Below are 21,571 nucleotides of genomic sequence, written 5' to 3'. Positions count from 1 at the left end.
ATGATTTTCCGTTTCAGTATCCTGACCGCATTCTGTCTGTTTGTCCCCTACGCCGTGGCGCAAAGCACCATTGGCGCCCCACATACGATCAAAGAAGTCCTCGCCTCGGGCGTTGTGCCCGATGAAGCTGCGCGCAGCGCCATACTCACCCGTTTGCGCGACGTTTACGGCGCAAACGCCGTCATTGACCGGCTTGAGGTGGGCGGGGTCGTGCCTCCGCCAAACTGGACGGAATACATGTCCAAGCTCCTCGGTCCGAACCTCAAACAGATTCACGCTGGCCAATTGCAGGTCAATGGAACGCAAATCGCGCTCAAGGGCACGGTATCCAATGAAGCCCAGCGGCAGAAGATCGTGAGCGACATGGCGACGGCGCTCAATCCGACCTACACCGTCGACAACGCCTTGGTGGTTGGCACCAGCGCCCAGTCGACGCTGGACCAGACCCTGTCGAATCGTGTGATCGAGTTCGAGGTCAGTTCCGCGACACTCACCCCGACCGGCACCGCCATCGTCGACGAGATGGAAGCGGCTATCAAACGACTCGGCTCACCCCGCATCCAGATCATCGGGCATACCGACAGCAGCGGCGACCGGATGTCCAATGTGGTGTTGAGCCTGTCGCGCGCCAATAGCGTGCGCGAGTACCTGATCGCCAAAGGTGTGCCCGAGGCCTCGATGAGCGCCCTGGGCGCGGGGCCGGATCGCCCGATTGCGACGAACGAGACACAGGAAGGACGCGCCAAGAACCGGCGCATCGAGTTCCGGCTGGCGAACTAGGATCACCGTGGTAAAACGGCTTTCAACTTGGAAACCGCAATCGGGCGCGTAGCGCGATCACCCACCGGCTGATCGGCCTCGAAGCCGACAAGCTTCGCATGTTCAATACCTGGCTCATGGGCACAAGCGGCCAACTGCGGTTTATAGGTTCAAACAAGCGCAATCGCCCGACACGGTCACGACGCCCTGTCAGGACATCGCACGGCCGACGCGAGCACGCGCCGGTGGTGTCGGGCAGCTGAACAAGGTTCAGTAGTTGGCGTCGTTCGTCTCGTGCGGTGTCGGCACAACCCCGAGCAGATCTTCCATTTGAGACAGGGCGGCGTCGTCCTTGACGACGGCGCGCAACCACTCGTGGAGCGACATGTTGCCCCATCGCGCTGCTTTTTCAGCGAGATAGGCGACCGGGCTGTGCGGCTCGGTGCGCTTGAAAAAGGCGGCAATGTCGTTGAGTTGCCGAATGGCCTCGTCGCGGGTCTGAACCGGTCCCCTCTCCCGTGCGGCAGCCACGGGCACCGTATCCTGCGTTGGCATCTTTTTCTCCTGAGCGGACGGGCTGTCGGCTTTCGGCGTATTGCCTGACCAAACGCCGGCATCGGCGGCATAGCGGCGACACAGGGCGTCGAGATCGTCAAATGCATCAAACACCGCGCCAAAGGCCGGCGCCTCATCCGAGAGTGCCGCATCGATAACGGCCTTGAATGACGCTATAGCGGTTCTTGCCCGCTCGACCGACGCGAGGGTGCTGACAAAATGCTGCGGTGCTGAGTCTTTTCGGGCCGCCTCGAACTGGGCCATGGTCAGATGTGCCTTGCGGGCGAGCTCATCCGCCAGGCCGGGGTTGCGCTCCATGGTCGATGCCGTCGCCCGCGCCGATTCGAGGTCTTGCAGCGAGTAATGGCCTTTCGATGATTGAGTGAGCGGCAATTCACGAATCAATCGGGCGGAACGATTGACCAGCCAGTCGAGGCTGCCGATACGTTGCCCCATGTCATCGTCTTCAGGCAAAGGATGAAGCGCCTCCCACCACTGGCCACACATTCGACTCAGCAGGATGTAGCCGTCCGCCAGGCCATCGAGCCCGCGGGTATGGCACATCGCCTCGGTCAGCCAGACGGCGACCCGAATGTCCTTGGTCTGCCTGGCCAGGAGCGTTTCGCAGATCTGGACGACACGCGGCCAGTCAGCCTCTTTGACATCGGTAATCCACTCGCCCTGCGCCAAGGACGGATCGTCGTGACGACGCGCCTCCTGAATGGTGTCGAACTCGGCGGAAAACATCATGTCCTGCCCGCAGGGTGCGGTGGCACCGGTCAGTGGTCGCATCAGGGCGTCGATATCCATCGGGGTCTCTTTCGCAATCAAAGCCGTGGTTATACAACATGCATTCGTCACGCGAAAGCATGACATGGAGATAATCGCGAAACTACCTTTGTTGACCACTTGCAATCGCCATGTCCAGGCGCGACCAAAAAAAGGGCGACCCTCATCGGATCGCCCATGTTTGTGGGTCGTGCCGCTCAGTCGAGCGCCAATCTCAGCTTGAGCCAAAGTGTACGTCCCGGCTCGTTGATACGCTCGGTGGTGTCGTAGCCCGAAATGTTTGCACCACTGCGCGAGATATGCTCCGCGTAGGTTTTGTCGAACAGGTTGTCGATACCCGCCGAGATCAGCGTGCGCTTGTTCGGCGTGTAGCTGGCATTGATCGAAAACACGCCGAAGCCGCCGGATTCGCCAATGTCCTGACCGACAATATTACCGGTGCCGACGCTGACACGGTCCTGCCCCGATACCAGACGCCACAGCGCCCCGGCCGACCAGGTGTCTGCCTTGTAGTTGATGCCAAGCCGGCCTTCCAGTGGCGGGATCTGGCCAAGCGCGGTGTCGTCGGTGTCGTTTTCGCCGCGAACCCAGGCAAGCGTGGCCGTGCCGGCCCAGTGGCTGGTGAAGTCATAACGCAGATCGGCTTCAGCGCCCCAGGTGGTGGCGTCGACGTTGCGGGCATTGCTGGCCCAGGTACTGACTGCCGGCAGCGTCTCGATCAGGATGTAGTCCGAGTGCTTGGCGAAGAATGCCGACACCGACGCCTGCACCGGACCGGCGTTATGAAGCGCGCCGATGTCGAGCTGCGTGGTCTTCTCAGGCTTGATGTCGAAGGTGCTGGCGGCGCCGGTCAGCATCATCGACGTGGCCGCCGGATTCTTGTTGCGCTCCCAGTAGTCGGCAGCGCGTTCGCTATGACCGAGGCCTGCGTACAGCGTCTTGCCGCCGCCCAGGTCATGCTCATAGCGCAAGAACCCGGCTTTCAGCGTGTCGGTTTCCTCTGCGCCCGATGTGGTTTTGCCCGTGCGCTCGTCTTCCGCGCGGCTGCGATCAATGCGCAAACCGCCAATCACGCGATGCCCGTCGGCCAGCATGTGCTGCAACTCGCCGAACACGCCATAACTGTAGAAGCGCATGTCGGCCGTGCGCGACAGTGACTCATAGTTGGGGATGCCGGTCATGCTGCTGGCCTTGCGCAGGGTGTGCTCATTGCTCTGCACTTCGGCGCCCACGTCGAGCACGGTGGCATCGCTGAGGTTAAGCGTTGCCGCAAGGCGACCGCCCTGGGTTTCACGGTCAGGATTATTGACGGATTTCATGCCGGTATTGGTGCGCAGCGAGTAGTTGTCCATTACGTGGTCAACATAGTTGCGATAGATCTGCGCTTCGATTTTGGCCAGGACAGGCGAGATATTGGACTTTTCGAACTTGAGCCCGATGTTTTCACGGTCAAACTTCACCCCATCCATGCTGCGATCGCCGTAGCGCGCTTCGCCGTCGCTCTTGGCCAGCGAGAGCTCCAGGCGCGTATCGCGGTCGGGCGTCCAGCCCAACGCGAGGTTGGTACTCCAGCGGGTGTAGGCCGAGTGCACCTCGTTGCCGGCGCCGTCCTTGTAGTTGTTGGCGTCGGAGCGTGTGGCGGCAACGTCGGCATAGAAGTCGGGCGTGCCGGCCTGCCCGGTAAGCACCTGGTCGTTGCGGTCGGCGCTGCCCATCAGCAGGCTCATGTCGCCTTTGACGGCGGCCGTTTCGAAGGACGGCGCCTGGCGCTCGAACAACACCACGCCTGCGCTGTTGCCGGGACCGTATTTGACGCTTTGCGGGCCCTTCAGTACGGTGACCTTGTCGTAGGCCTCCGGAAACACGTAGGCCGTGGGCGGGTCCATGCGCATGCCGCAGCCACCGAGCACCATCTCGCCGTCAAGCAGAATGCCCAGACGTGATGCAGCCATGCCACGGAACACCGGATCGCCATCGGTGCCGCCCTTGCGGATGACCGAGAAGCCGGGAATATTCTTCAGCAGGTCAGCGCCGTCGTGCGCTGGAATCGGCTGGCGCGCCGCCTTGGGGTCCGTCGTCACCACCAGAGCTTCGGCCATCGCCGGCGCGGTAACCACCACATGGTCCATGATGGTGTCAGTGCCCTGTGCAAGCGCGCCGTGGGCGAGCAACAGGCCGATGGCGGCGGGCAGGATTTTCATTCGTGTCATGGCGGACTCCCGGAAGCGGTGTGAGCTGAATTTGGACCGGGCGAAGCATAAGAAAATGGTGATCTAGCACGTTTGACCTACCGCAAGAATCGCCTGACACTGGCTGCGACAGATCGTCGCAAGCCTTTGATGACGCGGCTTTGAGCACGGCAAAACCAAAAACGGCGTGCTCGAGAGCACGCCGTTTTCTGGACAAGACAAGGTCTGGATGACGTGTCGGGCACGCAGCCTGTTAGCTGCCGGTCGGCGGGGCCAACTCGTTGATCACCCGCTTGACACCCGCCACTCCGGCCGCGCGTTGTGCGGCTGCGTCGCGTTGCGCGGGCGAGCTGACCTGCCCGCTCAGCAAGATGACACCGTCGCTGACATCCACCCGAATCTTGGCGTCTTGCAGCGTGGTGGTTTCAGCCAGCGCGGCCTCAACCTTGCCCTTGATGGCGGCGTCGGCGGCCGACACGCTCAGGACGGGCTTTGCCGCACCGGCCGGTGCGTCGGCGGCATGACCGGGCTGGACGATACCGAAGGACAAGGCGGCGATGGCGATCAGGCTGGCTGTGGTAAATCCGTGTTTCATGATGTCACTCCTGTTTAAGACACGTGATGACGCCGAATGGGTCGTCACAGGGCTTACAGCAGCGTTCATGCCAGATTGATATTTCGAATTGAAATCAGTGACTTAGCGAACAGAACAAGCCCCCGGCCGCGCAACCATCGAGTCGGGCCCCGATATTTGTCGCCTTATGACAACAGCAAAACGGCGACTTCGACACAATCTCCCGCCATCTCAGGGCTTAGGGCCGTCCCGTCGCTGCGACAACGTCCGCGTCATCGGCCAGCCGGAACATGGCGGGGGTGAGCGTATGGCGCTGCAAAAGCCGGTAAAACTCGGTGCGATTGCGATCCGCCAAGCGCGCCGCGTCGGTGACGTTGCCGCCCGTCAGCTTCAGGACCTGCGTCAGGTACTCACGCTCGAAACGCTGGCGCGCCTCGGCATAGGTCAGCACTTCGACGGCGGGCGTGCGCAAGGCCCGCTGAACCAGCGTGGCGGCAATCAGCGGCGTGGTGGTCAGCGCACAGACTTGCTCGACCACGTTGTAGAGTTGGCGCACATTGCCCGGCCAGGCCGCGGCCACCAGCATTTCGAGCGCTTCGGGCGCAAATCCGTGGATGGTCTTGCCGTACTTCTCCGAGAGACTGCGAATGAAATGACCGGCCAGCAGTGGGATGTCTTCGCGTCGCGCATCGAGTGAGGGCAGCGTCAGGCGCACCACGTTGAGCCGGTAATACAGGTCTTCGCGAAAGCTGCCTTCGTGCATGGCCGCATCCAGGTCGCGATGGGTTGCCGAAATAATGCGCACATCGACCGGACGCGCCCGTGTCGCCCCGACCGGACGCACCGCGCGCTCCTGCAGCACGCGCAGCAGCTTCACCTGAAGCGGCAGCGGCATGTCGCCAATTTCATCGAGAAACAGCGTGCCGCCGTCGGCACTGAGAAACAGCCCGTCATGTGCCGTGCTGGCGCCGGTGAACGCGCCTTTCACATGGCCGAAGAGTTCTGACTCCAGCAGGGCTTCGGGGATCGCCCCGCAATTGATGGCCACAAAGGGCTGGTTGGCGCGCACGCTGGCACGGTGGATCGCGCGCGCGAGCAACTCCTTGCCGCTGCCGCTGGCGCCGCGAATGAGCACGCTGGCATCCCCGGCCGCCACCATGCGCGCTTCTTCGAGCACCTCGTTCATGCAGGCGCTGCGACTGACAATCTCGGCGCGCCAGGCTTGGCTGTTTTCGCCAACGTTGAGCGCGCGCGGCGCCGAAACATCAAGCGCCCGACGGACTTTGTCGAGCAAGACCCGGCTGTCGAAGGGCTTGGTCAGATAACCAAAAACGCCGCGAGCCGTGGCATCGACGGCGTCTGGAATGCTGCCGTGGGCGGTCAGCAGAATGACCGGCAGGCCGGGATGGGTGCGGCGGATTTCGTCAAACAAGGCCAGGCCGTCCCGGCCCGGCAAACGCACATCGCTGAGCACCAGATCGGGCGGGCGCACAGCAAGGTGGGCCAGGGCCGCCTCGGCTGAACTCACGGCGTCAACCTGATAGCCGCTGGCGCGCAGCCGCATGGATAAGAGACGCAGCAGGTCGGGGTCGTCGTCGACCAGCAGCAGGCGGGGTGATTCAGGCGCGTCGCGGTTGGCGACATCAGCGCGCTGGGCGAGATTCATCGGGAAGTCTCCGAAGGACGGCGTGCCGGCGCGGGCAGGCTGCGCTCGATCGCGGTCAGCGCGTCCAGTTTTTGTTGCAGGTTGGCCACCGCTTCGCGCCCGGCCTGCTGTTCGGACAGCAAGGCTTCGTTCTGGGCCATCAACCGGGCGCGGGTGGCCAACTGAACATGCACGATTCGCGCCAGCGGGTGGAGGCTGGCCGCGTCGGGGCTGCGATTGGCCAGCAACTTGTCGAGCAACGCCAGGCCACGCGCGAGATCGGCGTCGGCCCGCGGCTGCGCATGCAATAGCGCCAGCCGCATCTGGCTCATGGGGTCGCTCCCCTGCCCTTCGATCGCTTTCAGTTCTTTGGCAAAACCCGCGGCATCGAGCTCGGCCACATGTCGGCCATAGGCAAGAATGGCGCGCGGCGTGACGTCGTCGTGACGCACGGCCGTCTTGATGGGTTCATCGGAGGGCAAGGTGCCTGCCACGGGAAATTGCGCGCAACCCGCGAGCAGGCCCAGAACAAACGCCGGTGCGCTCAGGCGGCAGAGTCGGAAAATCATCAATATCAGTCTCAGCTATCGAGTGGGAGTTCGATTCGAAAATGCGCGCCGCGTTCGCCAGAGAGCAACACGACCCGACCGCCGTGCGCCTGAACATATTCACGCACGATCGACAAGCCGACACCGCTGCCGCAGCGCGGTGTCGCTCCTTGGCGACGCCCTTGAAAGAAGGGATCGAAAATACGGGGAACATCGTCCTCGGCAATGCCTGGGCCGGTGTCGATGCAATCAATATGCACATGGCCAGCGCTGCGCGCGGCACGCAGGCTCACCACCCCGCCCGATGCACTGAAGGAGATCGCATTGGCCAGCAGATTGCCGACCGCAACCCCCAGCTTGGCGATATCGCCATCGACGGAAACGGGGTCGGCCTGGAGCTCGATCTCGACATCGCGCGACTTCGCCTGCAAGCGCTGGCCATCGGCCACCTGGGTCAGCAGCGCTTTGACCTCAACGGTGCTGCGTTGCAGGCGCCGCGCATCGAACACGGCGGCGTTGAAGTCGAGCAGATCTTCGATACGCCCCTGTAGCAGGTGGGCATTGTCGCGAAGGATATCGACCACCTCGCGCTGCCCGCCGGCGAGCGGGCCGGTGACTTCGTCGTCGAGCAGCGCGATACCCTCGCGCAGCGCTGCCAGCGGGGTTTTCAGCTCATGAGAGACATGCCGCAACATGCGCGCTCGATCAGATTCCAGCTCGCCCAGACGCTGGCGAAGCCAGTCCAGACGCTGCCCCACCTGGCGCAGGTCTGCCGGCCCTTCGATATCCACCGGAATCTCAAGCAGGTTGTCGCCGAGGCGAGCAATGCCCTCCTCGATCTGCTTGACTGGCCGCGCCAGCTGCCACCCAAAAAAGGCTGCCAAGGCCACGGCGACCAGCAGCGCAAGCAGCACCTGCCAGGCGAGGCGCAAGCGGTTCGCTTCGAGGGTGTCGAGCAAGCGTGCGTTGCGCACCGCGATCCATTGGCGCGCTTCGATGCTCAAGCGTTCATTGATCAGATGCAGCCGATCGAGTGCGTCGCGCAAGGCAACATCGTCGGGCGTACCGGTGATCGCGACCTCGGCCTCGTCAGCGGCGGCGCGCCAGGTATCGGCGACGCCGCCCAGCGTGGACGGCTCGGCGCGGGAAAAGGCCAGCAGCGCGGTTTCGGCATCGGCGCGTGCGTCGCGATAGCGCTTGCGCAGCGCAGGATCATTCAGCACCACGAACTGGCGCGCGCTGCGCTCCATATCGACGGTGCGCTGCGCCAGCTGCTGGGCAGCCGAGGTCAGTCCCACGGCGGTATCCGCACCGGCACGACTCTGTTGCGCAAAGGATTCAAGCACCCGAAGACCCTGCAAGGCGGCGGCACTCAACACCAGCGCGATGAGTACAAAGCCGGCGAGCAGCATCTGCCGGAATGACATTCGGGAAAACATGGGGCTGCCCACAGGATTGGGTGACAGTGTCGACTGTAGGCGACACGCCCCTCGGATGCGGTAAGCAAATGCAAATGAGCGCCTATGACAATGCCTTGACTCGCTCGCAGGGCGCGCCGGCGTCGCCGAACGGCGACATTGAAATTATCTGCACAAACAGTCGCTTAAGAAATGTTACCAAAAGCTGTGTCGGTTATTGGCGACAGGTGCGACACAAGCCAGGCGATCGAGTGCATTGTCTACCGGCGCCAAGCCACGTTGATTCAATGACTTCCAGTGTGTGGCATGCCACTTGCAAGAGTCGGGCCAAGCGGGTGTTGTGCCCGCAGCCGCGATCGTCAAGGAGATGAGATGTTCAACAAACCCGGACTGTTCCCGAAGCGTGAAGCCGCCGAGCCCACGCCCGCCCCCTTCAACTCATCCACGCCGACCAATCCGACGTCGGCCTCTACCCGCCCGTCCCCCAGACCCGGAACATTTGGAGCCCACATGCGTAGCCAGACCGAGACCCCGACTGATACCGCCAATCCGGCAACGGCCGAGGCCGCAGAAACACCGCGTACCGATGCCACCGAAGACAGCGGCAGCCGCCTGATCGTCGGTCCTGACGTCAAGCTCAAGGGTGCAGAGATTCTTGACTGCGACACGCTGGTGGTCGAAGGCCGGGTCGAAGCGACCATGGACAGCCGCGTGATCCGCATTGCAGAGCAAGGCGCGTTTTCCGGCAAGGTCGGTATCGATGTGGCCGAAATCCACGGCAAGTTCGACGGCGAACTCACGGCGCGCAAGCAATTGATCATTCATGCAACGGGCCGGGTCAGCGGTAAGATCCGCTATGGCAAGATCCTGATCGAAGAAGGCGGCGAAGTCTCTGGCGACGTGCAGTCGCTCAATTCCGCTCAGGTTGGCCGTGGTGACTACGACAAGCAGGCCGGCAAGGATGACAAGGTCAAATCATTGGTCGCCTCGGCTAACTGACACCGTCAAACCTGCTGTGAGCCATGCAAAAACGGGTGCCGTCGGCGCCCGTTTTTTTGCGACAATTCGGCTTTGTGGAAGATATTTCGTTTCCGGAGAGTCCCGTCATGCGCCCTGTTCTTGCTGCCTCCACTCTGATTGCAGCCACACTCTTTGCCGCGGCCCCGCCCGCGCTTGCCGATCAGCACGCCCCGGCGGCGGTGACGCCGGCCCAGGCCCCCGCCCATTGGACGAGCGATGCGCCGCTCCGCGCTGCCATCGATGAAATGGCGCAAATGCTGCGCGCCGTTGGCCACGATTTGCAGCAGAACCAGCGCACCGAAGCGCAATACGATGCGCTGGCCGACTGGATGCTCAAGCGGCTCGCCACCTTTCCGACGACACATACCGACCGCAATGCCGCCATCGCGCTTTCAGAGATCAAGAAAGATCTGGGTGATGGCGCCGACATCATGACGCACGCCACGCACCTGCCCGCCCGCCGACTGGGCTACATGATGGCCGTGCAGGCGCTCAACCGTTACGGAAAAAGCTTCGAGCATCCTGACTGGACGCCAATTCCTTACTGAATCTCAACGCAAACGCGGCGAGGGATAGGGATGCGCCGGTTGGCGACCGGCGATGAGATCCGCCAGGATTTGCGCGGTTCCTGCCGCGGTGGTCCAACCCATCGCGCCGTGGCCGGTGTTCAGCCATAGATTGCGGGGCCCGGCCTGGCCCACCAAGGGCGGACCTTCCGGCGTCATGGGCCGCAGGCCTGACCACGGTGTGGGCTGGCTGAAGTCGGCACCATTTGGAAACAAGGCTTCGGCACGTGCGACCAGCATGGCCACATCCTTGTCCGGCAGTCGGTTGGCGTAGCCCGAAAATTCGGCCGTAGTCGTCATCCGGAGCACCGCGCCGAGCCGAGACCAGGCGGTCAGCGTGCCATCGTCGACGCCAGCCAGCGTTGGCGGCGTGTGCCCGACACCGATCGGAAAAGACACGGAATTTCCGCGTACCGGATAAATCGGCAAGCGCAGACCGAGTTGCCGCGCAAGCACGGGCGAAAAGCTGCCGAGCGCCAGCACGAACGCATCCGCGCGGTGCTCGCCGTGCTCAGTCACGACCGCGTCAATCTGCTCACCCTGAACCCGCCAAGCTTGAATGGTTTCATTGAAACAAAAGCGCACACCGCGCTGCTGGCAGCGAGTGGCCAGTTCAACCGTAAAGCGATGGGCGTCGCCGCTGGCATCACTCGGGCAATGAACGGCGCCAGCAATGCTGCGGGCGCGGGTTGCCAAGGCGGGTTCGAGACGAACCACATCGTCAGGCGAGAGGACATGGGCCTCGATCTGCGCTTCTCGCAACACGTTCAGCGTCGAGATCGCCTGCGCCAGCGCGACATCGGTGTCGTAGAGATAGATCAGCCCGCCACGCGTATGCGCAAAGTCCACACCGGTTTCGTCGATGATGGTGTCGAGCTGTTGCTGGGCGTAGGCGGCCAGGCGCATCAGCAGGAGCGAATTGCGCTCCCAGGCATCGGTTTGGCAGTTGCGCACAAAGCGCCAGCCCCAGCGCATCAGTGCCGGGTCGAAGCGCGGCTTGATCCGCAAGGCTTGCTGGCGGTCGAACAGCGACTTGAGCAAAGCCACCGGTGCGCCGGGCGACGCCCAGCTAAACGCATGCCCCGGCGAAATCAGGCCGGCATTGGCAAAGCTGGTTTCCTGCGCGGGGCTGGCCGCGCGATCAATCACCGTCACGGCGTGCCCTTCACGGGCCAGCGCATGCGCGGCGGTCACGCCGGCCAGACCGGCGCCGAGGACACAAATCTGCATGTTGTTCGCTCTCACTTGCCCAAAACCAAGTGCGCGCAGGCAGACGGGCGAACGCGGCTTCGGGTAAAGTTTCGTTTTCCCTGATCGTAACCCGGCAGCGTACCCAATGGCCCAATATGTAATGTCGATGCTCCGCGTGAGCAAAGTTGTCCCCCCGAAGCGCCAGATCATCAAGGACATCTCGCTGTCCTTTTTCCCCGGCGCCAAGATCGGTCTGCTCGGCCTGAACGGCTCGGGCAAGTCGACGGTGCTGAAGATCATGGCGGGCGTGGATACCGAATTTGAAGGCGAAGTGCAGCACCAGCCGAGAATCTCCATCGGTTACCTGCCGCAGGAGCCCGAGCTCGATCCGGCCAAGACGGTCAAGGATGAGGTGGAGTCCGCGCTCGGCGAGCTGATGGAAGCCAAGCAGAAGCTCGAAGCGGTCTATGCGGCCTACGCGGAGCCGGATGCCGATTTCGACAAGTTGGCCGAAGATCAGGCGCGCTACGAGAACATCATCTCGGCCGCCGGCGCCGACGTCGAAACCCAGATGGAAATCGCTGCCGATGCGCTGCGCCTGCCCGCCTGGGAGGCCAGGATCAGCACGCTATCCGGTGGTGAGAAGCGCCGCGTGGCGCTGTGCAAGCTGTTGCTGGCCAAGCCCGACATGCTGCTGCTCGATGAACCGACCAACCACCTTGACGCCGAATCGGTCGAGTGGCTCGAGCAGTTCCTGGTCCGCTTCCCGGGCACCGTGGTGGCCGTCACCCACGATCGCTACTTCCTCGACAATGCGGCCGAGTGGATCCTCGAACTCGACCGCGGCCACGGCATTCCCTGGAAAGGCAACTACTCGAGCTGGCTTGAGCAGAAGGAAGAGCGCCTGGAGCAGGAAGCCAAGCAGGAAGCGGCCCGCATGAAGGCCATGAAGAAGGAGCTGGAGTGGGTGCGCTCCAACCCCAAGGCCCGTCAGGCCAAGAGCAAGTCGCGTCTGGCGCGCTACGAGGAAATGTCGAGCGTCGAGTACCAGCGCCGCAACGAAACCCAGGAAATCTTCATTCCGCCCGGCGAGCGTTTGGGCGACAAGGTCATCAATTTCGAAGGCGTATCCAAGGCGTTCGGCGACAAGCTGCTGATGGACAACCTCAGCTTCAGCCTGCCGGCCGGTGCCATCGTCGGCATCATCGGCCCGAACGGCGCGGGTAAATCCACGCTGTTCAAGATGATCATGGGCAAGGAGCAGCCGGATTCGGGCAGCATCGATATTGGCAGCACGGTACAGCTGGCCGCGGTCGATCAGTCCCGCGAGGGCCTCGAGAACGACAAGACGGTGTTCGATGTCATCTCTGGCGGTGCGGACATCCTCACCGTGGGCAAGTTCGAATGCCCCAGCCGCGCCTACATCGGCCGCTTCAACTTCAAGGGCGGAGACCAGCAGAAGATCGTCGGCAACCTGTCGGGCGGTGAACGCGGGCGTCTGCATCTGGCCAAAACGCTGATCGCCGGCGGCAACGTGCTGCTGCTCGATGAACCGTCCAACGATCTTGACGTCGAAACCCTGCGCGCGCTCGAAGACGCCTTGCTGGAGTTCTCAGGCTGCGCGCTGATCATCAGCCACGATCGCTGGTTCCTGGACCGTATCTGCACCCACATTCTGGCGGCAGAAGGCAATTCCCAGTGGTCCTTCTTTGAAGGCAACTATCAGGAATACGAAGCCGACAAGAAGAAGCGTCTGGGCGAAGAAGGCGCCAAGCCGAAGCGGATTCGCTACAAGCCGATCTCGCGCTGATCTGTCATGGGCTCGACGGGGGCTGTGCGCGGCACGCCCCCGCCGTCTGATTCAGAAGGGTTTCCGCGATGATTCAATCACTTCAGGCTTTTTTCAGCACGCTGACCAATGCGTCGGCAAACGCCGACGACGCGCCGCCATCCCTCCCCTTGGCCACCGCGGCGCTATTGGTCGAAATGATGCGCGCCGACAGCGAAAGCTCGCCGGCCGAGATGTCGCATCTACGCAAAGTCCTGGCGGCCGAGTTTCAGCTCGACACCAATGAAGTCGATCAGCTGCTCGACGCGGCCACGGCCGAGTCCCGCGAAGCGCCCGGCTTTCATCCCTTTACATCGCGCCTGAATCAGGCGCTGGATGCCGCTCAGAAGCTGCGCGTCGTCGAGTATCTGTGGGCCATTGCCCTGGCCGACGGACATGTCTGCGCGCACGAGAGCCATTTGATGCGCAAGCTGGGCGACTTGCTGTACATCTCGCGCGGCGACCTGGTCGCCGCCAAAGCCCGGGCACAAGCCGCGCTCGGGCACCGCCGCTAGCCGCGCGATCGGACGCGTAGCGCGATCACCCACCGGGTGATTGACCTCGAAGCCGAAAAGCTTCGCATGTTCAATACCTGGCTCACGGGCACAAGCGGTCAACTGCGTTTTCTAGGATGATGGGCTCCGGCACGCCCAGATAAAAGCCCTGCCCACGCGTAATGCCCGCCTGGCTGACCCACGAGAGCGTTGCCTCATCCTCGATCCATTCCGCCACGGTCTCGATACCGTGGCTGCGCGCCACCTGCACCACCGCCTGAACAATTTCCTGTGCACGTTTGTCTTGCGCCACACCGCGCACATACCCCCCATCGAGCTTGACGATATCGACCGGCAGGTCACGCAAGGTGGCAAAGCTGGCCACCCCGCTACCCAGATCGTCCAGCGCAATGCAGAAGCCGGCTCGGCGTAGCGTCTGCATCAGCGTCAGCACGTCCGTGGGGTCGACAGCGGTAGCGGTTTCAGTCAGTTCGATGCAAATCTGGTGGGGATGGACATCGGCTTGCTCAAAGCAGTTGGTGATCCAGGCCGCCAGCCCGAGATCGGCGGCCGATCGGCCGGAGAGGTTGATCGACACATAGCGTCCGCCGTTGAGCACGTCCGAAAAATGCCGCGCAATGCGCGACACGATGTGCCGGTCCAGTGCGCCGATCAGATCGAAGCGCTCTGCCGGCGGGATGAACTCCGACGGCAGCACCAGCGCGCCGTTGTCATCGCGCATGCGCACCAGCACTTCGTAGCCTTTTGCGCGGTTGTCCTGCAGATCGAAAATCGGTTGCCGCCACAACTCGATACGATCTTCATCAATGGCACGCTCGATGCGGTGCGCCCAATGCACATCGCTTGAACGGGCCATGGCCTGCGGGCTGCGTTCAAAGGCAACCACCCGGTTCTTGCCGCTACGCTTGGCGCTGTACATGGCCGCATCGGCATCGGCGCGCGCCCGCTGCAAAGAGTCGTGATCGTGGTAGGCGCAGATGCCGATCGAGCAACTCACACGGTAGGCCTCGCCACGCTCGTCGTGATACGCGTATTGCTCGACGTCCGCTCGAATCGCCTCGGCAATTTTCAACGCGACATTCTCGGGGCACTGTGGCAAGGCCACAAAAAACTCGTCGCCACCGATCCGCGCAGGTACGTCCAGGCGCCGGATATGACGGCGAATGATGGTGGCGATGGCGCGAAGCACCTGATCGCCCGCCGCGTGACCGCAGCTATCGTTGATGACTTTGAACCGGTCAAGATCGAGGCAGATGAGTTGGCCGGATGTGTCGACCGGGCTCATCCGGCGCTCGAAGCCGACCCGGTTGTGCAAGCCGGTCAGCGCGTCGTGCGTCGCCGCCCACTCGGCGCGGCGCATGGTCTCGACCTCGTGACTGACGTCGCGCAGGACCAACACGAGCGTGCCAGCCGACGCATCGCTGTCGTTGGCCTCTCCCAGACGTGCGCAGGAGCCCTTGATCATGGCGACACCACCGCGATGCGGCAGCGCGCATGCGATCGGCTCGATGCGGCTCGTGTCCCCGGGCCGCGCCAATGACGCCCATGCGACGATTTCGCCATCATTGGCGCTCACCTGAATCAGGTCGCGCACATCCGCGCCAGTGATGGTCTCCGGGCGAGCCCCCAGCAAGTTCGCTGCTGCCGCGTTGCTTTGGCGCACCCGAAAATCATCGTCGATGACGAGTACGGCGTCAGACATCGCTCGCACCACTTCGGCATACAACCGATCACGCTGCTGCGCGGCGCGCATGGCATCGGCGGCGCGAAGAATGTTGCCGATCCAGTTCCCCACCATACTGGCCATGCGTTCAATGGCAGCACGCCGCGAGACGTCCAGCGGGTGCAGCACCAGCGCGCGTGCGCAGAGCGGCTCCTTGGGACCGCCCAGCGGATGGATCAGCGCCTGCGTGCCATCGGCAAGCGAGGTCACGGAGGTCTCGCCGGCAGAAGAAAAGCGCTCAAGGGGCAGCGTGACCGGTGCAATGCAATCGTCACAGCGCCCCACCGTCGCGCACGCGCAGTGGACCGACCGATAACCCGTCGACACAGACTCGACAATCGATGCATGGCTCGCGCCGCTATGCGCGACCAACAGTGCGAGGCAGTCGCCGATTCGTTGCTGCTGCGGGCGCGGTGCAGACACCACATCGGCGAAATCACTTCGCCACCGCGACAAGGCGCGGCCCTGCGATCGTGTTTGCGCGGCCGGGACGCCAGCAATGAATACGCTTTGGGCGGTGCCAGGCAGAACCAGCACACGGCTCACGCGCGTGTGATCGTGGGCGACGGCGGCATGCGCCAACTGACTCGGTCGCCCTTCGCGACGAACCGTATCGATGGCGAGCCGAAGTGCGGGTGCATGGGGCCAGAGGGCATCGATGCCGGCAGAGGCGCCGTGAATGCGAAAAAATTCGTCGCTACCGTCGATCACCTCTTCCTGATTCAACTCGCACCAGTACGGATGGAGGTAAGCGGTATCTCGGGCAAGCGCTTCTTTCAAGGGGGACCACCTGTTCGGTTGTCGAACACACGCGCTCTGCAACACACCCGCCGGTCGCCGGTGTATCGAAGATGGAATGGCGCACGAGGGACCGCCCGCGAGCCATTCCAATTGCGTAGAAAAATGAAAGATGGGAATTTGGTACAAGCGTTCTAAAAAATCAAGCATCCGGCAGAAAAATCCTTCGAATGGTTGGAAACGCCCGCCCACCGGGGATCGACAGGCAGACCCGTCTGCCCGGTGGCGCGCTTGCGTATGACACCGACAGCCTGCAGCGCAGATCCAGATTCGCGCTTCAAGCGCGAATTCTGACGGGCGTCTGTAAAGTTGGCCGAGCTTTTCCCGTTGATACACAAACCATGTGCCCAGACCGGTTGTCCCGATGACACGATCCAAAGCCCGCCTGCTTGTACAGTTCGAGTTTGATCTGGATGTGCCGGACTCATTTGCCGCACTGGATGCGGCCGCACTCCAGAAACAGCTCACACTCGCCCTGGGCGACACCGTGTTCGCCGGAATGCGCACCGTGAGCAGCAAGCAGCTGGGCAAAGCCGACATTCAGGTGCAGGCATATCGCCATCGCGTCGAAGCGAACCGGGTCGACGCGCCGAGCATTGATGCCGCACTGCTTGCCAGAATCGCGCCGCACCTGACGGATCTGGAGGTGCAGCAGCTTTCTGTCCGTGCGGCAGCCAAGGCGCCCACCGGCGCCGACGCCTTACGCGCCTATCTGCGCCGCCAGGCCCTTGCCGTGGCAAACGACTATCGCCTGGTTCCGTGCGCCGTGCAGGCGGCAATGAACAACGGTGCCATCGTCACGCTGGGCGCCAAACTCAATCTCACGAACGGCGGTGTGCTGGTTGATGAAGCGCATCGCAAGACACGGCTGAAAACCGACCAGTCGACAGTCCACGTGACCCTCGGTGAACCGCAAATCATCTTGCCGGCAAAGCTGTCCGGGCACACCTTGAGCGGCCCCGTGCTGGCCGTTGATGTCACCCACATGGCGCCACACCGCGATGCGCTGCAATCTGCGTGGGCGGCGACTCAGTGCGTATCAGGGTAACGCGCCAGCACCGCTTCAACCGCGTCCAGATGCGCCACGAAATGCGCAACCAGTGTCGGATCGAAGCAATGCCCGGCTTGCGCCACCAGATAGTCCACCGCGTTCTGAACTGACCACGGGTCTTTGTACGGGCGTTTGGACGTCAGGGCATCAAAGACATCGCAGATCGCCGTAATCCGGCCTTCAATCGGGATCGACTCGCCTTGCAAGCCATTGGGATAACCCGTGCCATCCCATCGTTCGTGATGGTTGCTGGCGATGCTGGCCGCCATCTGAATCAGCGCCGATTGATGATTGCCGAGGAGGTCCTCGCCGATCTGCGCGTGGCACCTCACCTGCGCGAGTTCTTCATCTGACAGACGACCCGCCTTGCGCAGAATGTCGTCGGAGACGCTGAGCATTCCCACATCGTGGAGCGGCGCGGCACGCTCGATCATGAAGCACCGTTCGGCCCCCAGCCCAGCTGTCTTGGCAAGGAGATGTGCCATCTTGCCGACGCGAACGATGTGCGTCGCCGCGTTGACATCGGCTTTCTCGCAGACCATCGCCAGGCGATGGACAATCGCATCGGTGGCGTTGATCAGCTCGGCGGTGCGTGCCGCCACCCGATGCTCAAGCTCTTCATCGAAATGGCTTTGGCGGCGTTGCGCCTGACGAATGCGCAAGGCGTTGCAGATCCGGACCTGCAAGGCCTCCATATCAAAAGGCCGTTCCACATAATCGACCGCACCGAGCGCCAGCGCCCGGTGACGCAAAGCCGTGTCATTGGGGTGAATCACCACCAGAATCGGTGGGTCGGGCGTCTCGATGGATGCGTGCTGGCGTTGGGCCAGAAAATCAAGCGCGGGAGACTGCGCGCTATCGAGATCAAGCACAATGAGGTCAAAACGCGCGTCGCGCAGCAGCGCCTGAGCGGCCTGCGGATCGGCAACAGATTGCACGGAGGTGATCCCGGCCGCATCAAGCGCTTGCCGGAAAGCCGGGTCGCTTCCTGTCGGGTCATCGCACACCAGAACAGAAGCGGATTTCAAGAAATCGTCGATAAACATCGGGACCCCGCGCACAGTGGCAACATACCCGTGGACTTACGACACCGCGCCTGCTTCACTGAAGCACCAATTTCAAACGGCACGAGGAGGCCAGACGCATCCAGCGCAAGCAAGTCATTGTTAGTTCTCAAAGATCCGCTTTAGATCAAGGACGCAGATGCCGTTAATCGGCACAGTGAGTGCCTCTTTTTGACCGGACGTGCAAGAATCGCCACAGCGTTTCATTGCCCCCCCCGAGAACAGGATTTCACGCATGACGCAGCATGTGCCCCACACCTGCACCGATAGCGCGACCGACGATATCCAACTGTCGATGCAGGAGCAAAACGGCATCTTGTCCCTCCAGCAGACGCTGCTGGCGGCCGTGGCGCGTGGCGATGCGGCACACGAGGTGATCGATCGCCTTTGCCTGCTCGAAGAGCAGTTGGTACCCAATGCCGTGGCCAGCGTCATGACGATGGACGCCGACACTCAAGCGCTCAATGTGCTGGCGGCACCCAGCATCCCGGTCGAGGCGCGCGATCAGCTCCAGAATTTACGCCCCGGCCCGGAAGCCGGTTCCTGCGGCAATGCGGTGTTTCGTGAAGAGCCGGTGTTTGTCAGCAACACCTACACCGATGCGCGCTGGAAAGAACTGCGCTCGGTCGCTGAAGACTTCAACATCTGCGCATGCTGGTCCATGCCCATTCTGGGCGCCGGCGGGAAGGTCATTGGTTCGTTTGCGCTGTCCAGTTTCGAGCACCGATCGCCAACGGCTTTTCACCGAAAACTGTTGGCGATCGGTGCACATCTGGTCGGCATCGTGCTTGAGCGAAAAGCCAAGGATACCCAACTGCGCCTGGCCGCCCGGCTATTCGAAACGAGCGAAGAAGGCATGGTGATCACCGATGCCGAAAATCGCATTCAGGCAGTGAATCCGGCCTTCACGCGCGCGACAGGCTATGCCCCTGACGAGTGCCTCGGCAAACGCCCATCCATGCTGTCGTCGGGGCGTCACGACAAGGCTTTCTATGTGGCGCTGTGGGAGAAGCTCCAGCGCACCGGCCACTGGCAGGGCGAGATCTGGAATCGGCGCAAGAATGGCGAGATCTATCCCGAATGGCTGGTGATCTCCGCCATCCGCGATCAAAGCGGCGAGATCGTGCAGCATGTCGGCATTTTTTCCGACCTGACCGAACAGCACGCCTCGCAAAACCGGATCCGCTTTCTCGCCACGCATGACTCACTCACCGAGTTGCCGAACCGGATGGTGCTCGAAGAGCGCTGCGGCCAGATCATTACGTGGGCCCGCAAAGCCAATCATCGCGTCGCCCTGCTGTTTGTCGACGTCGACAACCTCAAGCTCGTCAATGACTCGCTGGGGCATGCCGCCGGTGACGTGCTCTTGCAGTCGGTGGCGCAACGACTGCGTCACTGCGTCGGGGACAAGGACCTGGTCTGCCGCCAGGGCGGCGATGAATTCATTGTCCTGCTCGATGAGCTGCCCGCCTTCGAGATCGCAGCAACCGTGGCGCAGCGAATCAATGAGCGCCTGGGCGCCCCCTATCACACCGACAGCGGCGAACTGGTCACGTCGGTCTCCATCGGTATCTCGGTTTTTCCTGACGATGGCGAAGACTTCAATGCCCTGCTGCGCAAGGCAGACGCGGCAATGTACCAGGCCAAGGAAGCGGGTCGGAACACCTTCCGCAGCCATCACCTGGACGTCTCAACCGACGTCTTGAACGATCTGGTGATCCGCAACGGTCTCCGCCCTGCCCTGGAACGCAACGAGTTCTCGCTGCACTATCAACCCATCCTCACTCTCGACAGCGGCGCACTGATCGGCGCCGAAGCCTTGCTCCGCTGGCAGCACCCGACACTCGGTAACGTGCCCCCCGACCGTTTCATTCCAGTCGCCGAACTGACCGGACACATTGTCGGCATTGGGGAGTGGGTCCTCGGCGAAGCCTGCCGTGAAGCGGCAAACTGGTCGCGACGGGGCCTGGGCGAACTGACCGTGTCGGTCAATTTGTCGCCACTTCAGTTTCGTCACGGAACGCTCGAAGCGCATGTATCGGCAGCGCTGGCCGAGGCCGGGCTGAGTGCGCGCTGCCTCGAACTCGAAATTACCGAATCAACGCTGATCGGCGATACCGCGACGCTGGTTGGCCAGCTGGCCAACCTCAAAGCGCAAGGAATCCGCCTTGCCATTGATGACTTTGGTACGGGTTATTCGTGCCTCGCCTATCTGCGGCGCCTGCCGGTCGACCGGCTCAAAATCGATCGATCCTTCGTGGCAGACATGAGCCAGGATGCCGACGACGCGAGCATCGTTCGCGCCATTGTCCAGATGGCAGCCGGGCTGGGCCTGCGCACGACGGCCGAGGGGGTCGAAGAGGCGCATCATCACGACGCCCTGAAAGCGCTCGGCTGCACTGAGGTGCAGGGCTACCACTACGCGCGACCCATGCCCGCCGACGCCTTTGCGTGCTGGGCGGCCGATCGCCTCGGCCAACCCTCAGCCGCTATTTCAGACTGAAGCCCAGCGCCTTCAGCGCGTCCACCAGGCGATCACGACCCGACAGCGATGCCGGCCCCGCGACGCGCTTGGCCGAGTGGATGGACCAGTTGCCTTTCACATCCATTTTCTGCGCCTCATAAAAGCGCGCCATGGCGGTGTTGTAGGCCGCAACCGCGTCGTCCTGTTCGGTTGAATAGCTTTCGTGGTGTAGCACGGCCGACTGCGGCAGGCGCGGCTTGACGCTGGCGGGCCGGGCATCGTCTTCATGGCCCACGCACATGCCGAACACGGCAAAGGTCTTGGGCGGCAGCTTGAGCACACGCGCCACGTCTTCGGGCCGATTGCGCATGCCGCCGATATACACCGTCGACAAACCCATGGATTCGGCCGCGGCGACCGCGTTTTGCGCGGCGAGTGCCGCGTCGATCACTGCCGTCAGAAACATCTCGGTGTAGTCCAGCGCCTCGCTGGGCCGCCCCTCGGCCGTAGCCACCCGCTCAAGGCGAGACAAGTCGGCCAGCCACACCAGTTGCAGCGGCGCCTGACGGATATGGGCTTGGTTGCCGGCAAACTCGGCCAATTGGTCGCGAACCGCCTGATCACGCACCGCCACCACACTCCACACCTGCAGATTGGACGAGCTGGCAGCCGATTGCGCGGCGGCGATCATCGCACTCAGCTGCGCATCGCTGACCGCGTCGGGGCGGAACGCGCGCACCGAGCGGTGCGTCATCAATTGATCAATCACCGGGGTGCTGATGTCGGGAACGGCTTGCGCCATACCGCCGTAGCGGCTGTCGTACAAAGGCTGATGTGCGGTCATCTCGGGGAAAATCCATTCAAAGCGTGAGGT

Annotated in this window: 17 protein-coding genes; 7 read left to right on the top strand and 10 right to left on the bottom strand. The window is 62.7% G+C overall.

The genetic code is table 11. The annotated features are described in order from the left end of the window. A complete protein-coding gene (locus FHP89_RS09665; protein ID WP_144173612.1) occupies window positions 1-780 on the top strand; it encodes an OmpA family protein in 780 nt (259 codons plus the stop codon). Window positions 781-1,029: 249 nt separating this feature from the next. Here the strand turns inward: FHP89_RS09665 and tssA are convergent, their stop codons facing one another. The 6 genes from tssA to FHP89_RS09635 form a co-directional block, all read right to left on the bottom strand. Beyond that, complete coding sequence (tssA, locus tag FHP89_RS09660) at window positions 1,030-2,124, bottom strand: type VI secretion system protein TssA (RefSeq protein ID WP_144173610.1); 1,095 nt, start codon at window positions 2,122-2,124, stop codon at window positions 1,030-1,032. A 176-nt stretch (window positions 2,125-2,300) separates the two neighbouring features. Continuing rightward, window positions 2,301-4,313, bottom strand: a complete 2,013-nt coding sequence (locus FHP89_RS09655) for a TonB-dependent copper receptor (RefSeq protein ID WP_260851544.1) — start codon at window positions 4,311-4,313, stop codon at window positions 2,301-2,303. A gap of 232 nt (window positions 4,314-4,545) precedes the next feature. Beyond that, a complete protein-coding gene (locus FHP89_RS09650) occupies window positions 4,546-4,887 on the bottom strand; it encodes a BON domain-containing protein (RefSeq protein ID WP_144173608.1) in 342 nt (113 codons plus the stop codon). A gap of 217 nt (window positions 4,888-5,104) precedes the next feature. After that, on the bottom strand, window positions 5,105-6,532 hold the full coding sequence (locus FHP89_RS09645) for a sigma 54-interacting transcriptional regulator (RefSeq protein WP_144173606.1): 1,428 nt from the start codon (window positions 6,530-6,532) through the stop codon (window positions 5,105-5,107). Continuing rightward, window positions 6,529-7,080 (bottom strand): hypothetical protein, encoded by a 552-nt coding sequence (locus tag FHP89_RS09640; RefSeq protein WP_144173604.1) that lies wholly within the window; start codon window positions 7,078-7,080, stop codon window positions 6,529-6,531. Before FHP89_RS09640 ends, FHP89_RS09645 begins: the two co-directional genes overlap by 4 nt. An 11-nt stretch (window positions 7,081-7,091) precedes the next feature. Further along, window positions 7,092-8,486: a sensor histidine kinase gene (locus tag FHP89_RS09635; protein ID WP_222105346.1), complete on the bottom strand. Its 1,395-nt coding sequence runs from the start codon at window positions 8,484-8,486 to the stop codon at window positions 7,092-7,094. A 363-nt stretch (window positions 8,487-8,849) separates the two neighbouring features. Between FHP89_RS09635 and FHP89_RS09630 the strand changes: the two genes are divergently transcribed. Next, window positions 8,850-9,476, top strand: a complete 627-nt coding sequence (locus tag FHP89_RS09630; RefSeq protein ID WP_246116316.1) for a bactofilin family protein — start codon at window positions 8,850-8,852, stop codon at window positions 9,474-9,476. Between the two features lie 23 nt (window positions 9,477-9,499). Then, window positions 9,500-10,045, top strand: a complete 546-nt coding sequence (locus FHP89_RS09625; RefSeq protein ID WP_144173600.1) for a hypothetical protein — start codon at window positions 9,500-9,502, stop codon at window positions 10,043-10,045. Between the two features lie 3 nt (window positions 10,046-10,048). On the opposite strand, the gene FHP89_RS09620 is transcribed toward FHP89_RS09625, so the two are convergent. Next, the gene (locus FHP89_RS09620) at window positions 10,049-11,293 is read right to left on the bottom strand and encodes a D-amino acid dehydrogenase (RefSeq protein ID WP_144173598.1); all 1,245 of its coding nucleotides are present in this window, start codon (window positions 11,291-11,293) and stop codon (window positions 10,049-10,051) included. A gap of 106 nt (window positions 11,294-11,399) precedes the next feature. Between FHP89_RS09620 and ettA the strand changes: the two genes are divergently transcribed. Together ettA and FHP89_RS09610 are read left to right on the top strand one after the other, a co-directional pair. Then, entirely contained in the window at window positions 11,400-13,064 is a 1,665-nt protein-coding gene (gene ettA, locus FHP89_RS09615) for an energy-dependent translational throttle protein EttA (protein WP_144173596.1), read from the top strand. A gap of 68 nt (window positions 13,065-13,132) precedes the next feature. Next, window positions 13,133-13,597, top strand: coding sequence for a tellurite resistance TerB family protein (locus FHP89_RS09610; RefSeq protein ID WP_144173594.1), 465 nt, complete (start codon window positions 13,133-13,135; stop codon window positions 13,595-13,597). 82 nt (window positions 13,598-13,679) lie between these two features. Here the strand turns inward: FHP89_RS09610 and FHP89_RS09605 are convergent, their stop codons facing one another. Then, on the bottom strand, window positions 13,680-16,637 hold the full coding sequence (locus tag FHP89_RS09605) for a putative bifunctional diguanylate cyclase/phosphodiesterase (RefSeq protein WP_186300188.1): 2,958 nt from the start codon (window positions 16,635-16,637) through the stop codon (window positions 13,680-13,682). On the opposite strand from FHP89_RS09605, the gene FHP89_RS09600 reads away from it, so the two are divergent. Then, window positions 16,627-17,166 (top strand): hypothetical protein, encoded by a 540-nt coding sequence (locus tag FHP89_RS09600; protein WP_144173590.1) that lies wholly within the window; start codon window positions 16,627-16,629, stop codon window positions 17,164-17,166. The genes FHP89_RS09605 and FHP89_RS09600 overlap by 11 nt on opposite strands. On the opposite strand, the gene FHP89_RS09595 is transcribed toward FHP89_RS09600, so the two are convergent. Beyond that, the gene (locus tag FHP89_RS09595; RefSeq protein WP_144173588.1) at window positions 17,148-18,215 is read right to left on the bottom strand and encodes a response regulator; all 1,068 of its coding nucleotides are present in this window, start codon (window positions 18,213-18,215) and stop codon (window positions 17,148-17,150) included. The two genes, FHP89_RS09600 and FHP89_RS09595, sit on opposite strands and share 19 nt — an antisense overlap. Window positions 18,216-18,468: 253 nt before the next feature. Here FHP89_RS09595 and FHP89_RS09590 point away from each other — a divergent pair, with 253 nt between their 5' ends. Further along, the gene (locus tag FHP89_RS09590) at window positions 18,469-20,736 is read left to right on the top strand and encodes a putative bifunctional diguanylate cyclase/phosphodiesterase (RefSeq protein WP_144173586.1); all 2,268 of its coding nucleotides are present in this window, start codon (window positions 18,469-18,471) and stop codon (window positions 20,734-20,736) included. Here FHP89_RS09590 and FHP89_RS09585 read toward each other — a convergent pair. Further along, window positions 20,723-21,541, bottom strand: coding sequence for a nitroreductase family protein (locus tag FHP89_RS09585; protein ID WP_144173584.1), 819 nt, complete (start codon window positions 21,539-21,541; stop codon window positions 20,723-20,725). The two genes, FHP89_RS09590 and FHP89_RS09585, sit on opposite strands and share 14 nt — an antisense overlap. Window positions 21,542-21,571: the final 30 nt, after the last annotated feature.

The organism is Denitromonas ohlonensis (assembly GCF_007625205.1).
GTDB lineage: Bacteria > Pseudomonadota > Gammaproteobacteria > Burkholderiales > Rhodocyclaceae > Nitrogeniibacter > Nitrogeniibacter ohlonensis.
Note: the sequence above shows the minus strand (reverse complement) of the source record. Positions and strands in the feature narration are given on the sequence as shown.

What these genes read in the sequence shown, in the direction of transcription:
- FHP89_RS09665 (WP_144173612.1), top strand. Translation starts at nt 1, where the DNA reads ATGATTTTCCGTTTCAGTATCCTGACCGCATTCTGTCTGTTTGTCCCC.
- tssA (WP_144173610.1), bottom strand. Translation starts at nt 2,124, where the DNA reads ATGGATATCGACGCCCTGATGCGACCACTGACCGGTGCCACCGCACCC.
- FHP89_RS09655 (WP_260851544.1), bottom strand. Translation starts at nt 4,313, where the DNA reads ATGACACGAATGAAAATCCTGCCCGCCGCCATCGGCCTGTTGCTCGCC.
- FHP89_RS09650 (WP_144173608.1), bottom strand. Translation starts at nt 4,887, where the DNA reads ATGAAACACGGATTTACCACAGCCAGCCTGATCGCCATCGCCGCCTTG.
- FHP89_RS09645 (WP_144173606.1), bottom strand. Translation starts at nt 6,532, where the DNA reads ATGAATCTCGCCCAGCGCGCTGATGTCGCCAACCGCGACGCGCCTGAA.
- FHP89_RS09640 (WP_144173604.1), bottom strand. Translation starts at nt 7,080, where the DNA reads ATGATTTTCCGACTCTGCCGCCTGAGCGCACCGGCGTTTGTTCTGGGC.
- FHP89_RS09635 (WP_222105346.1), bottom strand. Translation starts at nt 8,486, where the DNA reads ATGTCATTCCGGCAGATGCTGCTCGCCGGCTTTGTACTCATCGCGCTG.
- FHP89_RS09630 (WP_246116316.1), top strand. Translation starts at nt 8,850, where the DNA reads ATGTTCAACAAACCCGGACTGTTCCCGAAGCGTGAAGCCGCCGAGCCC.
- FHP89_RS09625 (WP_144173600.1), top strand. Translation starts at nt 9,500, where the DNA reads ATGCAAAAACGGGTGCCGTCGGCGCCCGTTTTTTTGCGACAATTCGGC.
- FHP89_RS09620 (WP_144173598.1), bottom strand. Translation starts at nt 11,293, where the DNA reads ATGCAGATTTGTGTCCTCGGCGCCGGTCTGGCCGGCGTGACCGCCGCG.
- ettA (WP_144173596.1), top strand. Translation starts at nt 11,400, where the DNA reads ATGGCCCAATATGTAATGTCGATGCTCCGCGTGAGCAAAGTTGTCCCC.
- FHP89_RS09610 (WP_144173594.1), top strand. Translation starts at nt 13,133, where the DNA reads ATGATTCAATCACTTCAGGCTTTTTTCAGCACGCTGACCAATGCGTCG.
- FHP89_RS09595 (WP_144173588.1), bottom strand. Translation starts at nt 18,215, where the DNA reads ATGTTTATCGACGATTTCTTGAAATCCGCTTCTGTTCTGGTGTGCGAT.
- FHP89_RS09590 (WP_144173586.1), top strand. Translation starts at nt 18,469, where the DNA reads ATGACGCAGCATGTGCCCCACACCTGCACCGATAGCGCGACCGACGAT.
- FHP89_RS09585 (WP_144173584.1), bottom strand. Translation starts at nt 21,541, where the DNA reads ATGACCGCACATCAGCCTTTGTACGACAGCCGCTACGGCGGTATGGCG.